Here is a 14879-nt window from a genome sequence, read left to right as displayed (position 1 = left end):
GTTGAGGGCCTATCGACCACAGAATTTCCGGTACGCGAGTCAGGCTTTGCACCAGGCCACCTATGGTTGGTGTGTGACAGCGTCAACCCGGCCGGACCTCGACTCGATTCCGGCGTATGTCCCAGGCCGCAACCATCCCGGCGCGGTCAAGCTCGCCAGCAACGAGACCACCTTCGGTCCGCTACCCGCCGCAGCCAAGGCCATCGCCGAGGCGGCCGAGTTGGCCAATCGGTATCCGGACAACCAGGCCGTCGAGCTGCGCGCCGCGCTGGCCGATTTTCTCGGCGTCACGCCGGCGAACGTCGCGGTCGGCTGCGGCAGCGTCGCGCTGTGCCAGGAACTGGTGCAGATCACCTGCGACGCACCGACCGACGAGGTGCTGTTCGCCTGGCGCTCGTTCGAGGCCTATCCGATCGTCACCAAGGTGGGCAACGCGACCGCCGTTCAGGTGCCGCTGGCCCCGGACTACCGGCACGACCTGGACGCGATGGCCGCGGCGGTCACCGAGCGGACCAAGTTGATCTTCGTCTGCAACCCGAACAACCCGACCGGCACCGCGGTCGGCACGGCCGAGCTGACCCGCTTCTTGGACGCGGTGCCCGAGCGGGTGCTGGTCGTGCTGGACGAGGCGTACTTCGAGTACATGCGGCTGGCCGAAGAAGACTTCCCGAACGGCATCGAGCTCGGCCGCACCCGGCCCAATGTCCTTGTGCTGCGCACCTTCTCGAAGGCGTACGGGCTGGCCGGGCTGCGCGCCGGGTACGCGGTGGGCGATCCGGCGGTGATCACGGCGCTGATGAAGGTGCACATCCCGTTCAGCGTGAACCGGGTCGCGCAGGCCGCGGCGATCGCCTCGCTGGACGCGCGGCACGAATTGCTGGACCGCACGCACACGCTGGTGCTCGAACGGGACCGCGTGCGCGACGCCCTGCTGGCGGCCGGCTACGAGGTGCCGCAGAGCGAGACCAACTTCGTCTGGCTGCCGCTGGGCGAGCGCAGCGCCGAGTTCGGTGAGGCGAGCGCCGAGGCGGGCGTGCTGGTTCGGCCCTATGGCGCCGACGGGGTGCGCATCACCACCGGCGATCCGCACGAGAACGACCTGTTCCTGAGCTTCGCCACCGATCCCGCAGTGCTCGAACGCTTCCTGGGGTAGGCCCTCAGACGCCGAGGGCGCCCGCCACGACCGGCCACGACTGGACCAGCTCGTCGGCCCAATACGGCCACGAGTGGGTTCCGGTCGCCCGGAAGTCGGCGGTCACCGGGATACCGAGAACGCGCAGCCGATCGGTGAGCCTGCGGGTGCAGGCATTGGTGGCGGCCTCCAGCGGCCCGCCGAAGCTGATGGCGGTGGCCACGTCGACGTCCGGTTCGCCGGGCACGTCGTGGATGCCGGGCACGCCGCTGCCGACGGACATGTAGATCGTCTTGCCGCGCAACGCTTCCGCGTGCAGCGTCACGTCGTGGTCGAGCCAGGCCGGGTCGTCCTGCCCGCCGAACATGTTGTCCGGCTCGCCCTGATAGGTGGCGATCACGGCCCTGGCCTGCGCCTGGCCGAGGTCGGTGCCCATGGAGAAGCAGCCGCTGTGCGCCGCGATCGCGGTGTAGAGCTGCGGGTGCCGGACGGACAGCATCATCGCGGCCTCGGCGCCCATGGACACACCCATCACGGCGTTGCGGCCGTTGCCCTTGAACTTCGCGTCGATCAGCGGCGGCAGCTCGCGGGCCAGGAAGGTGTCCCACATGTTCGTGCCGAGCACCGGATCCGGCTTCTTCCAGTCGGTGTAGAAGCTGGCCGGGCCGCCTACGGTCAGCACGACGTTGACGTCTTTGTCCTCGAAGAAGCGGTCGGCGTGGCCCATGTCGGTCCAGTTGTTGCTGGTCGGGTTCGCGCTGCGGCCGTCGAGCATGTAGACGGTCGGTCGCGGTTTCGACGTGTCCCGCGGCAGCAGCACCTGTACCTCGACGGTGCGGCTCATGGCGGGTGAGTCGACGAACACCCGCAGCCACCGATCGTTGATCGGTTCGATGCGGTCGATCGCCGGTTTGGCCGGTCGGTCGGTGGTCGGCTCGGCCGGACCCGGGCCGTCCGCAGAGCCGCTACTTGGTTTGGATGGTTCAGAGGGAGCCGCGGACAACTGGGGAGCGCCGAACGCCACAGCACCGGAAACCAGTGCCGCGCTGACCAAGACGCTGGAAACCCAGCGCCGCACCCTGCGCCGAGACAGCATGCGACCCATCCTGCCAGAAATGCCCTGATCAAACGCTCGGCCATAGCGGGTCGCCAGCAGATGTGACCAGGGCCACGTTTGAGCTTCGGCGGTGCCTGAATGCGGCGCTGCCAGCGCCGTTGTCCGCGGACGAGTCGGTGTGCCGCGGCGGCGATCCCATCTGGTGGGCACAGTCGGCCTGGCATCGATGTAGCCGATGTCACCCGTTCCGCGCGCATCAGGCACCCCGTTCCGACCGCAGCAAACCCCGGCTATCGGAGCGCCACGCGTCGTCAATGGGACTCGACGACACCCGATTTCAGGCCGCGACTTGGGCCAACCCAGCAAATCCAGCAAATCTGGGCACACTGCCAGCACACTCGCCGTACGCTACTCTCCGGGCCTCTTCCGGGCATGAACAAGGACGAGCATGATCGTGGATCCGCACCATCGGCACCGAGGTCACCTCGCTGCGCTTATGCGCAGCAAGCAGACCGGCCGCTCGGTACGGAGTCGCGACAGTCCCGCGAAAACCGCACTTCGCTTCGAGCCGAAGCTATTTCGCGGCATCACCGCACCGAACCGCCCTCGCGGGCCACCGGCGAGCGACGGTGTCGGCTGCGCGCCTATGCGAATTCTCCCGCTCGAACTCGTCTGTTTCACCGCAGTACCTATGCCCGACCGGAGAAAACCGTGAATCCTGTGTTACCTGTACCACCGCTCGAAAACTCGCCGGACACAAAGCCTTTCAGCACCGACCTGAAACGCCGGCTACGCGAGTGCGATGAATTCTTCCGCATGCCGGAATTGGCCCACCTGTCGTCCCAGCGCCGCCGCATCGCGCTGGAGCAGCTCGAACAAACCGGTGGCTACCTGCAGACCGCCGAGGAAATCCTGATCGGCGCCAAGCTCGCCTGGCGCAACCACGCCCGCTGTGTCGGCCGAAAACATTGGCGCTCACTGAAATTGCTCGACGCGCGGCGCGTGCGGTCCGCGCGCGAGCTGGCCGAGGTGTGCTGGCAGCACCTGCAGATGGCCACCAATGGCGGCGCCATTCAATCGATGATCACCGTCGGCCCGCCGCGCCAGCCCGACGGGCGAGAATTCCGCATCGTCAGCCCGCAGCTCATCCGGTACGCGGGCTACCGCAACGGCGACGGCACGGTGACCGGTGACGCGGCGAATGTGACGCTCACCGAATTCGCGATGAAGCTCGGATGGCGCGGTGCCAGAACACCATTCGACATTCTGCCGCTACTGATCAGCACGCCGGACGAGCCGATCCGCTGGTTCGACATTCCGCCGGAGTTGGCCCGCGAGGTGGAACTGGAGCATCCGGAATTCGAATGGTTCGCCGGGCTCGGCCTGCGCTGGCACGCGCTGCCCGCGGTCTCCAACATGAACCTCGAAGTCGGCGGCGTCACTTACCCGTTCGCGCCGTTCAACGGCTGGTACATGGGCGCGGAGATCGGCGCACGCAATCTCAGCGACACCAATCGCTACAACATGCTGCCGCTGATCGCCGAAATGATGTGCCTGGACACCCGATCCGAACGTAACCTGTGGCGCGACTCCGCCCTGGTCGAACTCAATCGCGCGGTGCTGCACAGCTTTCGCAAGGCGGGGGTGTACATCGTCGACCACCACACGGTGGCCAAGCAGTTCTGCGATCACGTGCAACGGGAAGAGGCCGCGGGCCGGACCTGCCCGACCGATTGGAGTTGGATCAATCCGCCGATCTCCTCGGGGCTGACGCCGACCTTCCATCGGTATTACGACCCGCCGGATCCCGATATCCGGCCCAACTTCGTCCGCCGGGATTTCAGCAGGGATGCCGACGAGTGAATCCGGTCAGCCCCGCCCGGGACTGTCACCTCATCGTCGGCGCAGGATCCACCAGACGATGAGGGCTGCGAGCACTGCGGCACCGGCGACCGCGGCGGGCTGGCTACGGGCCACGTCGGCGGCCTGCCTGCCACGTTCGACCACCGGCTCGGGTGCTGCGGCTACGGCCTGGTCGGCGAGTTCCCGGGTCTGTGCCTTGGCCCGCTGAGCCGTCTCCTCGAGCACCTGCTTGGCCTGTGCGGCCGATCGGCTCGCGGCTTCAGTTGCCTGCTCGGCATGCTCGCGTGCGGCCGCCGCAGCCTGGACGGCGTCGCGGCTGGCGGCTTCCCGCGCTTCGGCTGCCTTGCGGTTCGCGGAATCCTTCGCCTCGGCGGCGATTTGGCCTGCGGATTCCTTGGCCCGCGTGACCTGTTTGCTCGCGGCCTGTCTGGTCCCGGTGGCCTTTTTGGTCGCGGGTGCCTTGGTCTCGGTGGCTTTCTTGCTCGCCGCCGCCTTGGGCGCGGCAGTCTTGCGGCTCACGGCTGCCTGCGCCTGCCCGGTCTTCGCGGCGGCTTCGGTTGGCTCCGTGGCTTTTTCCCGCGCGGTGTCGTGCACCTTCGCGCGTGCGGTGTCCGCAGTATCGCTCGGCTTGTCGGCCGACTCCGAAATCGGTTGCCCGAGTTCTTCTCTGGCCGTGTCGCGATCCGCGCGTAAGGCTTCCTCATCGATCGGCCCGCGCACGATCGGCTTGTCGGCTTCGGTCGCGTCGTCGGCGCGGCGTTCCTCGTCGCTCATCGGCGTCTCCCGTCCTTGATGGCTTCGATGTCGCGTTCGACGCGAGGCGAGCACGCCACCGCCCAGTCGACGGCCGGTTACCCGGCGGCGCGGGAGACAAACACGCGCTGCCGTTTTCGGAACGACGGGCAAACGCCGACGAGCGGCGCGAGGGTCGGCGGTGGGCACCGCGGCACCCGCGCCGCTCGTCGTGGCGGTCGGCCGAGCAGGCTAGCTGCCGAAGCTGCCGGTCGACGGCTTGGGGGCGGCGGGGGTGACGACGATGTCGACCGGGGCGCCCAACTCGTATCCGCCCGCGGTGCTGGTGTCGGCGCAGCCGCCCCGCGCGGTGATGGTGGAGCCCGGCTCGAGACCGGTCAACGAGGTCTTGATGGTCTGGCCGGGCTGGGCCAGCGACTCCAGCTTGCCCTCGCCGAAGAAGACGTGGTTCTTGTCGGGACCGACGCCGGCTTCCGCCCAGCACTGGCCGCGATCGTTCGTGTTGTGCAGGGTCGCCGTGACCGTTCCCGGCGCGGTGACCTCGAAGGTGACCTCGGGGGCCTTGAACGGTGACGCCGCGAGAGCGGGGGCGGCGGTAAAGGGAGCGAACGTCACTGCCGCGACGGACGCGGCGAGCAGGATGGATCCATGGATTCGTCTGTTCATCACACGACCGGATCCTGCCCGGTAATGGCTTCGAGCACAACGGGTTCCGTCACCACAAAGCCATTCAACCAGCAACCGCAGCGCCGGGTTCTGTTCGCAAAAACCAGCCCGACCTGCGGTCTACCCAGCGGAGACGGAGGGATTTGAACCCCCGGTCGATCTCTCGACGCTCGCTTTCAAGGCGAGTGCATTCGGCCGCTCTGCCACGTCTCCTCAGTGCACGATGGTAGCGGACGGCTCAGGCGGGGCGCGTTCCGATTTCCTGATCGATGCGGGCGAAGACTTCGGCGATGACCTCTAGCTGGTGTGGGGTGAGCAGGTCGACGAAGTCGCGGCGGACGGCTTCGACGTGGCCGGGGGCGGCGGCTTCGAGGCGGCGCATGCCCTCGTCGGTGAGCTCGGCGAGCACGCCGCGGCCGTCCTCGAGGCAGGTGTTGCGGCGCACCATGCGCTCGGCCTCCAGGCGGCGGATCTGGTGGGTGAGGCGGCTCCGGGAGGAGAGCACGCCGTCGGCCAGCTCACTCATCCGCAGCGCGCGGCCGGGGGCCTCGGACAGCAGCACCAGGATGCGATATTCGGCGACGCTCAGCTCGCTGTCGCGCTGTAGCTGCCGGTTCAAGGTGGCCATCAGACGCTGGTGCCCGTCCATATAGGCCCGCCAGGCCCGTTGCTGCGCCGGAGAGAGCCACCTCGGCTCGGCTGCCACGGGACCGCTCGGTTCGGAATGCACGCCGCTCATTCTATGTCGCCCCCAACTGCGGAAAACCGCTGTGGGGAAAGACGTATCAGTCAGCGGACAACATCGGGCACGATCGGACCAGACGCTCGCGAGGGGCCCGCGGTTCACGGCGAGGCGGACGGGAGCAGTATGGAGTTCGTGCGTGCGATCAAGGTGAATGGTTCCGCGGGGCCCGACGCGATGGCGTGGGCGGACGCGCCGGATCCGGTGCCGGGGCATGGTGAGGTGCTGATCGAGGTCGCGGCCGCCGGGGTGAACCGGGCCGACCTGATGCAGCGTCAGGGGCTCTACCCGCCGCCGCCCGGGGCCAGCGAGGTGATCGGCCTGGAGGTTTCCGGTGTCGTCGCCGAGCTCGGCGACGGCGTGCACGACTGGCAGGTCGGCGATCGGGTCTGCGCGCTGCTGTCCGGCGGTGGGTACGCCGAAAAGGTGGTCGCGCCTGCCGCTCAGCTGCTGCCGGTGCCCGAGGGCTTGGACCTCGGGGCGGCTGCCGGGCTGCCCGAGGTGGCGGCGACGGTGTGGTCGAACCTGGTCATGACCGCAGGGCTGCGGTCGGGCCAGCTGCTGTTGATCCACGGTGGCGGCAGCGGGATCGGCACGCATGCCATCCAGGTGGCGCGCAGCCTCGGTGCGCGGGTCGCGGTCACCGCGGGTTCGGCCGAGAAGCTGGCGCGGTGCAAGGAACTCGGCGCGAGCGTGCTGATCAACTATCGGGAGGACGATTTCGTCGCCGCGGTGCGGGCCGAAGGTGGCGCCGACGTCATCCTGGACAACATGGGCGCGGCCTACCTGTCCCGCAACGTCGAGGCGCTGGCGAATTTCGGCCACTTGACTATCATCGGCATGCAGGGCGGGGTCAGCGGTGAGCTGAATGTCGCTGCGCTGCTGCGCAAGTGGGGCACCGTACACGCTACCAACGTGCGCAACCGCCCCGCCACCGGCCACGGCAGCAAGGCCGAGATCATCGCCGAGGTGCGTAAGAACCTGTGGCCGCTGGTAGCCGACGGCACCATCGCCCCGATCATCCACGCCGAAGTCCCGATCGCCGACGCGAGCGAGGCACACCGCCTCCTCGAATCCGGCGAAGCCTTCGGCAAAGTCGTCCTGCGAGTACAGGACCTCTGACCGCACGCCGCGCACGAATTGGCTTGGCGCGCACCACATTGCCAACTACTTCGAGCGCAGCATGCGAATCGGTGCGCGGCGGAAACACCCTGCGGTGCGCACGCCGGCGCTGATCTCCGATGCTGCGCACGGATTGGCTTGGTGCGCAGGAAATTGCCGACTATTTCGAGCGCGGCACGAGAATCGTTGCGCGGGAGGCAGATCCGGGTGCGCTACTCCAGGGTGCCGAGAGCGCGGCCGAGCTGGTCGATTTCGAACCTGGTGGTGTAGGGGGCGAGGCCGATGGTTACCGCGCCGCCTTCGTCGTTGACGCCGAGTGCGTCGAGCAGGCGGCTGCCGCCGTGTACGCCGCTGAGGGTGCCGATGCGGTTGTCGGCGAGCTTGGCGGCGACCTTTTCGGCCTGCATGCCCGCGAGAGTGAAACTGACAGTGGGGATTCGGGTGGAGGCGCGGCCGATCACGGTCAGGTTCGGGATCTTGTCCAGCACATCCATCAGGTGCTCGAACAGCTGATCGTGGTAGTCCTGCAGCGAGGTGATCGACATTTCCAGCCGCTGGCGCCTGCTACCGCGCGCCCGCTCGTCGAGTCCGGCGAGGAAGTCGATCGAGGTGGTCAGCCCGGCGAGCAGGGCGTATTGGTGGCCGCCGACCTCGAGCCGCTCGGCCCCCTTGGCGTACGGGTTCAACGACATCGAGGGAATCCGGTCGAGGAAGGCCGGATCGCGGAAGACCAGTGCGCCGATCTGCGGGCCGCCCCAGGCGGGCGCGCTGAGCGCGACCACGTCGGCATTGAGTTCATCGATGTCGATGAGCGCGTAGGGCGCCGCGCCGAACGCGTCCGCGACGAGCAGGCCGCCCACCTCGTGCACCCGGTCGGCGGCCACCCGGACCGCGGGCGCGGAGCCGACGATCGGCGAGGCGGCGGTGAGCGCGACCAGCCGCGCGGTGGGCCCGATCAACTCCTCGAACTGCCAGGACGGCATCTCGCAGGTCTCGATCTCCACCTCGGCCCAGCGCACGTGCGCGCCGTACCGATTGGCGATCCGCAACCACGGCGCGACATTCGCCTCGTCGTCCAGCCGGGACAACACGATGCCGGTGCCGAGCCCGAGCCGCGAGCTCAGCGATTCGGCCAGCCAGGCGAGCAGCACGGCCCGATCCGGGCCGAGCACAACGCCCGCCGGATCGCCGCCGACCAGATCCGCCACCGCCTCGCGGGCCGCGTCCAGAATGGCGGCACTGCGCACCGCCGCACCATTACGACCGATATGCGAAAAAGAGGAAGTTCGGAATCCTGTTGAGACGGCGCGAGATACCGCATCGGGCACCAGCATGCCCGCTTGCGGGTCGAGATGGATCCAGCCGTCGCCGAGGGACGGTATCAGGCCCCGAACCCTCGCGACGTCGTAAGTCATGTTGGCCACTCTAAGGGCAGCGGGCGAGCCTGTGTAACCGCGTTCCCCTCCGCCTCATAGCGGGGGCACAGCGACCTGGGACTCAGCATGGCAACCGACTTTCAGCAAATCCGAACCACACGACCCGAACAGAATAGAACGCCACCCGGTCACGCTGCCGAGTACCGGGCAACCTGGTCGCAGCCCGTTATCCGCAGGCCGGTGAACACCGGCTTAGCGCGTTCGGGAACGACGCGACATGATAGGGACCATGACGCAATCGGATGAGGCCCCGGACCACATCGTCGTTGTCGGACCGGACGGCCGCCCGTTGGTCATCCCAGCGGAGGCCGCGGCGGACGCGCCCTTCACCGCGCAGGTGGTGACCGACGAGGACAAGAAAGACGAGTCGGACGATCGGGACGATACCGGCGAATCGCTCGCCGACATGGTCGAGCAGCCGGCGAAGGTCATGCGCATCGGCACCATGATCAAGCAACTGCTCGAAGAGGTGCGCGCGGCTCCGCTCGACGACGCGAGCCGCAGCAGGCTCAAGGAGATCCACAAGTCGTCGGTGCGCGAACTGGAACAGGGCCTGGCCCCGGAACTGCGCGCCGAGCTCGAGCGGCTCACGCTGCCGTTCACCGACGACGCCATTCCGTCCGACGCCGAACTGCGCATCGCGCAGGCACAGCTGGTCGGCTGGCTGGAGGGACTGTTCCACGGCATCCAGACCGCGCTGTTCGCGCAGCAGATGGCCGCGCGGGCGCAACTGGAGCAGATGCGCCAGGGCGCGCTGCCGCCCGGCATCCACGCGGGCGACCCACGCGGCGGTCCGGCCAACCATGTGACCGGCGGGTCCGGGCAGTATTTGTGAGGTACCGACCCGCGTCCAGCCGGGTCGACAGGAATGTCCAAGGGTAGTGTCGAGCACCGTGCCCGCCGCTGCCGCCCGCCCCGACTCGGACATGGGTTCGGGGCGTCCTGAAGAGAGCTCAGTGCGTTCAGATGACAGCTCAGATGAATCCGTGCGCTCGGAGGACGATCCCTCCGACGACAGCGCGGTGCGCTCCGACGACAACAGCGCGGCGGAAGAGGGTCCGGTGAGTCCCAGCGAGACCTCGACGGCACTCGCCGAACCGGTGGACACCGAACCGTTCCCCTCGGATTCGCAGACCTATCGGCGCGCGTTCAAAGACTTCCGCGTCGGTTTCGGGCAGCGGGAACTGTGGTTGTCGCTCGGCTGGCAGGACATCAAACAGCGGTACCGGCGCTCGGTGCTCGGGCCGTTCTGGATCACCATCGCGACCGGCGTGCAGGCCGCGGCGATCGGCCTGCTGTATTCCGCGCTGCTCGACCAGCCGATCAAGGACTACCTGCCCTACGTGGCGATCGGCATCATCGTCTGGAATGTGATCAACGCGAGCATTCTCGAGGGCGCCGATGTCTTCATCGCCAATGAGGGGCTGATCAAACAGTTACCCTCGGCGCTGAGCGTGCACGTCTATCGCCTGGTCTGGCGACAGCTGCTGTTCTTCGCGCACAATCTGGTGATCTATTTCGTGGTGCTCGTCGCGTTCGGCGTCTGGGAGAAACTGCACTGGACCGCGATCTTCGCCATTCCCGCGCTCGGGCTGCTCTTCCTCAACGCGATGTGGGTGTCGATCGTGTTCGGCATCTTCAGCACCCGCTACCGCGATATCGCGCCGATTCTCGGCAGCCTCACGCTGATGCTGTTCGTGCTGACCCCGGTGATGTGGAGCACGAAAAGCCTGACGTCACAGGGTGGTGCGGTCGGTGACCGCGCGAAGCTGGCCGAGATCGTCCCGACGTTCCACTATCTGGAGATCGTTCGCGCGCCATTACTCGGCGAGGATCAGCATCTGTACCACTGGGTGATCGTCGGCTCGATCACCGTGGTCGGCTGGCTGGTGGCTATCTTCGCGATGAAGCAGTTCCGCTCGCGCGTGCCGTACTGGGTTTAGGAGGGCATCGATGACCGACCATGTGAGTATCGAAACCCGCCATGCCTGGGTCGAATTCCCGATCTTCGACGCCAAATCGCGGTCGCTGAAGAAGGCGTTCCTCGGCAAGGCGGGCGGCGCGATCGGGCGCAACCAGTCCGATGTCGTCGTCGTCGAGGCGTTGAACGACATCACGCTGTCGCTGCAGGAAGGCGACCGGGTGGGCCTGGTCGGGCACAACGGCGCGGGCAAATCGACGCTGCTGCGGCTGCTCGCCGGCATTTACGAACCGAGCCGGGGTAGCGCGCGCATCCGCGGCCGGGTCGCGCCGGTATTCGATCTCGGGGTCGGCATGGACCCGGAGATCTCCGGCTACGAGAACATCATCATCCGCGGCCTTTTCCTCGGGCAGACGCGCAAGTCGATGCTGGCCAAGATGGACGAGATCGCCGATTTCACCGATCTCGAGGAATACCTGTACATGCCGCTGCGCACCTACTCGACGGGTATGCGGGTGCGGCTGGCGATGGGCGTGGTGACCTCGATCGACCCGGAGATCCTGCTGCTGGACGAGGGCATCGGCGCGGTGGACGCCGAATTCATGAAGAAGGCCCGGCTGCGCCTGCAGAAATTGGTGGCCCGATCGGGCATCCTGGTATTCGCCAGTCATTCCAACGAATTTCTCGCCCAGCTCTGCGATTCCGCGCTGTGGATCGATCACGGACACATACGCCAGCGCGGCGGTATCGAAGAAGTGGTGCGAGCCTACGAGGGTCCGGACGCGGGCAACCACGTCGCGACCGTGCTGCGCGAGTTGGCAGACGAAAAGGCCTTGGCAGCCGAAAAGACCATGGACACCGAACGAGAACTGGAGCGGAACCAGGCATGAGTGAGCCGACCGGGCCGGACACCCCGATCGAGACTGTCGGCCCTGGGGCGCAGAGCTATGGTCCGACGGAGACCGGCCCCGAGGCCCGCATCGTGGCCGTCGTGGTCACGCACAAGCGGCGTGAGCTGCTCGCGGAGTCCTTGAAAGTCATTGCGTCCCAGGCCCGTCCGGTGGATCACCTGATCGTGGTCGACAACGCCAACGAGCCCGAGGTCGCCGACCTGGTGCGCGATCAGCCGATCGAGTCCACCTATCTCGGCTCGGCGCACAACCTCGGCGGCGCAGGCGGTTTCGCGCTCGGCATGCTGCACGCGCTGAGCGTAGGCGCGGACTGGGTTTGGCTGGCCGACGACGACGGCCGCCCCGAGGGACCGGACGTCCTTGCCACCCTGCTGGATTGCGCGAAGCGGCACGGGCTGGTCGAGGTGTCGCCGGTGGTCTGCGATATCAACGAACCCGATCAGCTCGCCTTCCCGCTGCGTCGCGGCGTGGTGTGGCGGCGGCGGCGTTCCGAACTCGGCGACGAGGACTTCCTGCCCGGCATTGCCTCACTCTTCAACGGCGCCCTGATCTCCGCCAAGGTCGTCGACGTGATCGGCGTGCCCGACCTGCGCCTGTTCGTGCGCGGCGACGAGGTCGAGGTGCACCGCAGGCTGGTCCGCTCCGGCCTGCCCTTCGGCACCTGCCTGCAGACCGCGTACCTGCACCCCAACGGCGCCGACGAGTTCAAGCCGATCCTCGGCGGACGCATGCACACCCAGTACCCGGACGACCCGATCAAGCGCTACTTCACCTACCGCAACCGCGGCTACCTCATGTCCCAGCCGGGTATGCGCAAGCTGCTTCCCCAGGAATGGATCCGCTTCTCCTGGTTCTTCCTGGTCACCCGCCGCGACCCGGCCGGCCTGCGCGAATGGTTCCACCTGCGCTCCCTCGGCCGGCACGAGCAATTCGGCAAACCCGACCAGCGTCCGTAGCCGTCATAAATCGGTTGTGCGGGGTGGCGGAGCCATGTCAAAGTTGGGCAACTGCGAGCGAGGCGAGGAGGTGTTGACCGTGGCTAGGAACATTCGGATTGCCGTGCCCGGACGAGCTGTGCTCACGCACGCCGTCGCACGGAACACCACCTCATACGTCAGTCGCTGAGTCCGGGTTGGGCTCGGTGCCCAACGAAAGACTCCCTCCATCATGGTCGAGAACGACCTTCTTGTTCCTTACGGCTGGACCGAAGCCGTAGCCGATGAATACGCCTCGCTGATCGAGGAGAACTGCGTGCCCGCCCGGGTTATCCGGATGGATCGCAGCGAATGTGATGTCGCCACCTCGGCCGGGCTCGCCCGTGCCCGGTGCCCTCGGGGCGATGCCGAGGTCAGCGGGCTGTGCACCGGGGACTGGGTGACGATCGATGCCGAATCGACTGTGCGGCAAATGCTTCCGCGGCGATCGGCGATCATGCGATCGTCGGTGTCCGGGCGCTCGCAGGCGCAGGTGCTGGCCGCCAATGTCGACACGGTGTTGCTCTGCACGGCGGCGAACGCGGACGTCGACCTCGGCCGGATCGAGCGGATGCTCGCGCTGGCCTGGGAGAGCAACGCGCAACCGATCGTGGTGCTGACCAAAGCCGATGCGGCAGTGGATATCCCGATCGAGGACGTGCGGGCCGTCGCGCCCGGCGCGAGCGCGCTCGCGGTGAGTGCGAACAGCGGTGCCGGGCTGGACGCGCTCGCCGCCATGCTCGACGGGACGGTCGCGCTGATCGGCCCGTCCGGCGCCGGGAAGTCCACCCTCGCCAACGCGCTGCTCGGGCAGGAAGTGTTCGCCACCAACGCCGTTCGCGCGGCGGACAAGAAGGGACGGCACACCACGGTGCATCGGGAGCTGCGCCCGCTGCCGAACGGCGGCACGCTCATCGACACACCGGGCCTGCGCGGGATCGGGCTGTGGGACGCCGCCGAAGGCATCGAGAAGACCTTCAGTGACATCGAATCCCTCGCCGCCCGATGCCGATTCGCCGACTGCGCGCACAACGGTGAGCCCGGCTGCGCCGTGCTGGCCGCGATCGACAACGGCGCACTCCCCCAGCGGCGCTTCGACAGCTACCGCAAGCTGGCCAAGGAGAACGCCTGGATGGCGGCCCGCGCCGATAAACGCCTGGAGGCCGAGCGCAAACGCGACTGGCGCGTCATCTCCAAACAGCAGCGGCAGGGCTATCGGGAACGCGGTTCCCGCCGCTGAACGCGCGGGGCGGGCGGTACGCGGTTGGCGATCGGCGACCGCCCGCCCGGCGCAACGGCACCGCTCATCCGCGCCCCTATGCAACCCGTTGCATATGACGAGGGTTTACGCTTATTGTGCAAACGGTGGAAGGCTGCGGGGCCTTACCTGCGGCGCCGACGACAGGAGCACGTCAATGACGGAATCGGGATCCAAGCCGCTCGCGGGCCGGACGCTGATCATGTCCGGCGGTAGCCGGGGTATCGGTCTGGAGATCGCCAAGCGGGCCGCGGCCGACGGCGCGAACATCACCCTGATCGCCAAGACCGATCTGCCGCATCCCAAGCTTCCCGGCACCATCCATACCGCGGCGGCCGAACTCGAGGCGGCCGGTGCGCAGGTACTGCCGTTCGTCGGCGATGTGCGGATCGATGAATCGGTGGAGGAAGCCGTTCGGCAGACGGTCGAACGGTTCGGCGGCATCGACATCGTGGTGAACAACGCCTCGGCCATCGATCTGTCGCCCACCGACGCGCTGACGATGAAGAAGTACGACCTGATGCAGGACATCAACACCCGTGGCAGCTTCCTGCTGGCCAAGACGAGCCTCCCGCACCTGCGCGAATCGGCCGCGGCCGACCGCAATCCGCACATCCTCACCCTGTCCCCGCCGCTCAACCTCAACCCGAGGTGGGCAGGCATGGCGCTCGGCTACACCATCGCCAAGTACGGAATGTCGCTCACCACATTGGGTTTGGCGGAGGAGCTGAAGGGCGACGGTATCGGCGTGAACTCGCTGTGGCCGCGCACCACCATCGCCACCGCCGCAGTCAAGAACCTGCTCGGCGGCGAGGAGATGATCGCCACCTCGCGCACCCCCGACATCTACGCCGACGCCGCTTACCTGGTGCTCACCTCACCGGCCAAGTCGACCTCGGGCAACTTCTTCATCGATGACGATGTCCTTGCCGCGCATGGCATCACGGATCTGGAGAAGTACCGCGTCGTGCCCGGCGACGGCAAACTCACCACCGACCTCTTCCTGGACGACTCCCCGCTCGGCCGGTAGCACCGACAGCTGAG

Annotated in this window: 15 protein-coding genes and 1 tRNA gene; 10 read left to right on the top strand and 6 right to left on the bottom strand. The window is 67.5% G+C overall.

Annotation, left to right across the window (positions count from 1 at the left end):
• The first annotated feature begins 73 nt into the window (after nucleotides 1–73).
• On the top strand, nucleotides 74–1153 hold the full coding sequence (hisC, locus tag ACFWF1_RS04080; protein WP_379282951.1) for a histidinol-phosphate transaminase: 1080 nt from the start codon (nucleotides 74–76) through the stop codon (nucleotides 1151–1153).
• Nucleotides 1154–1157: 4 nt separating this feature from the next.
• On the opposite strand, the gene ACFWF1_RS04075 is transcribed toward hisC, so the two are convergent.
• Complete coding sequence (locus tag ACFWF1_RS04075) at nucleotides 1158–1976, bottom strand: alpha/beta hydrolase (RefSeq protein ID WP_379282953.1); 819 nt, start codon at nucleotides 1974–1976, stop codon at nucleotides 1158–1160.
• Between ACFWF1_RS04075 and ACFWF1_RS04070 the strand changes: the two genes are divergently transcribed.
• Together ACFWF1_RS04070 and ACFWF1_RS04065 are read left to right on the top strand one after the other, a co-directional pair.
• Nucleotides 1975–2256: a hypothetical protein gene (locus ACFWF1_RS04070; RefSeq protein WP_379282955.1), complete on the top strand. Its 282-nt coding sequence runs from the start codon at nucleotides 1975–1977 to the stop codon at nucleotides 2254–2256. The genes ACFWF1_RS04075 and ACFWF1_RS04070 overlap by 2 nt on opposite strands.
• Before the next feature lie 710 nt (nucleotides 2257–2966).
• A complete protein-coding gene (locus ACFWF1_RS04065; protein WP_379283402.1) occupies nucleotides 2967–4052 on the top strand; it encodes a nitric oxide synthase oxygenase in 1086 nt (361 codons plus the stop codon).
• A 30-nt stretch (nucleotides 4053–4082) separates the two neighbouring features.
• Here ACFWF1_RS04065 and ACFWF1_RS04060 read toward each other — a convergent pair whose 3' ends face one another.
• The 4 genes from ACFWF1_RS04060 to ACFWF1_RS04045 all read right to left on the bottom strand — a co-directional run bounded on the left by ACFWF1_RS04060 (nucleotide 4083) and on the right by ACFWF1_RS04045 (nucleotide 6210).
• Entirely contained in the window at nucleotides 4083–4826 is a 744-nt protein-coding gene (locus ACFWF1_RS04060; RefSeq protein ID WP_379282956.1) for a hypothetical protein, read from the bottom strand.
• Nucleotides 4827–5036: 210 nt separating this feature from the next.
• Nucleotides 5037–5471 carry a hypothetical protein gene (locus ACFWF1_RS04055; protein ID WP_379282957.1) on the bottom strand — a complete coding sequence of 145 codons (435 nt, stop codon included), beginning with the start codon at nucleotides 5469–5471 and terminating at the stop codon, nucleotides 5037–5039.
• 128 nt (nucleotides 5472–5599) lie between these two features.
• Nucleotides 5600–5684, bottom strand: a tRNA-Ser gene (locus ACFWF1_RS04050).
• Between the two features lie 25 nt (nucleotides 5685–5709).
• A complete protein-coding gene (locus ACFWF1_RS04045) occupies nucleotides 5710–6210 on the bottom strand; it encodes a MarR family winged helix-turn-helix transcriptional regulator (protein WP_379282958.1) in 501 nt (166 codons plus the stop codon).
• Nucleotides 6211–6339: 129 nt separating this feature from the next.
• Between ACFWF1_RS04045 and ACFWF1_RS04040 the strand changes: the two genes are divergently transcribed.
• Nucleotides 6340–7335 (top strand): NAD(P)H-quinone oxidoreductase, encoded by a 996-nt coding sequence (locus ACFWF1_RS04040; protein WP_379282959.1) that lies wholly within the window; start codon nucleotides 6340–6342, stop codon nucleotides 7333–7335.
• A 212-nt stretch (nucleotides 7336–7547) separates the two neighbouring features.
• Here the strand turns inward: ACFWF1_RS04040 and ACFWF1_RS04035 are convergent, their stop codons facing one another.
• Nucleotides 7548–8750: a cysteine desulfurase-like protein gene (locus ACFWF1_RS04035; protein WP_379282960.1), complete on the bottom strand. Its 1203-nt coding sequence runs from the start codon at nucleotides 8748–8750 to the stop codon at nucleotides 7548–7550.
• 250 nt (nucleotides 8751–9000) lie between these two features.
• Here ACFWF1_RS04035 and ACFWF1_RS04030 point away from each other — a divergent pair, with 250 nt between their 5' ends.
• From ACFWF1_RS04030 to ACFWF1_RS04005, 6 genes are all read left to right on the top strand, one after another.
• The gene (locus tag ACFWF1_RS04030) at nucleotides 9001–9606 is read left to right on the top strand and encodes a bacterial proteasome activator family protein (protein ID WP_040729518.1); all 606 of its coding nucleotides are present in this window, start codon (nucleotides 9001–9003) and stop codon (nucleotides 9604–9606) included.
• 151 nt (nucleotides 9607–9757) lie between these two features.
• Nucleotides 9758–10714, top strand: coding sequence for an ABC transporter permease (locus ACFWF1_RS04025; RefSeq protein WP_379282961.1), 957 nt, complete (start codon nucleotides 9758–9760; stop codon nucleotides 10712–10714).
• A gap of 10 nt (nucleotides 10715–10724) precedes the next feature.
• Nucleotides 10725–11582, top strand: coding sequence for an ABC transporter ATP-binding protein (locus tag ACFWF1_RS04020; RefSeq protein WP_379282962.1), 858 nt, complete (start codon nucleotides 10725–10727; stop codon nucleotides 11580–11582).
• Nucleotides 11579–12559 carry a glycosyltransferase gene (locus ACFWF1_RS04015; RefSeq protein WP_379282963.1) on the top strand — a complete coding sequence of 327 codons (981 nt, stop codon included), beginning with the start codon at nucleotides 11579–11581 and terminating at the stop codon, nucleotides 12557–12559. The genes ACFWF1_RS04020 and ACFWF1_RS04015 overlap by 4 nt, the downstream gene beginning before the upstream one ends.
• Before the next feature lie 211 nt (nucleotides 12560–12770).
• On the top strand, nucleotides 12771–13817 hold the full coding sequence (rsgA, locus tag ACFWF1_RS04010) for a ribosome small subunit-dependent GTPase A (RefSeq protein ID WP_379282964.1): 1047 nt from the start codon (nucleotides 12771–12773) through the stop codon (nucleotides 13815–13817).
• A gap of 175 nt (nucleotides 13818–13992) precedes the next feature.
• Entirely contained in the window at nucleotides 13993–14865 is an 873-nt protein-coding gene (locus tag ACFWF1_RS04005) for an NAD(P)-dependent oxidoreductase (RefSeq protein ID WP_357379970.1), read from the top strand.
• The last annotated feature ends 14 nt before the right edge of the window (nucleotides 14866–14879 follow it).

This window comes from Nocardia sp. NPDC060255, from assembly GCF_042727395.1.
In the GTDB taxonomy this organism is placed as follows: domain Bacteria; phylum Actinomycetota; class Actinomycetes; order Mycobacteriales; family Mycobacteriaceae; genus Nocardia.
The sequence above is the reverse complement of the archived record's forward strand: the minus strand, read 5'-3'. Positions and strand labels throughout refer to the sequence as shown.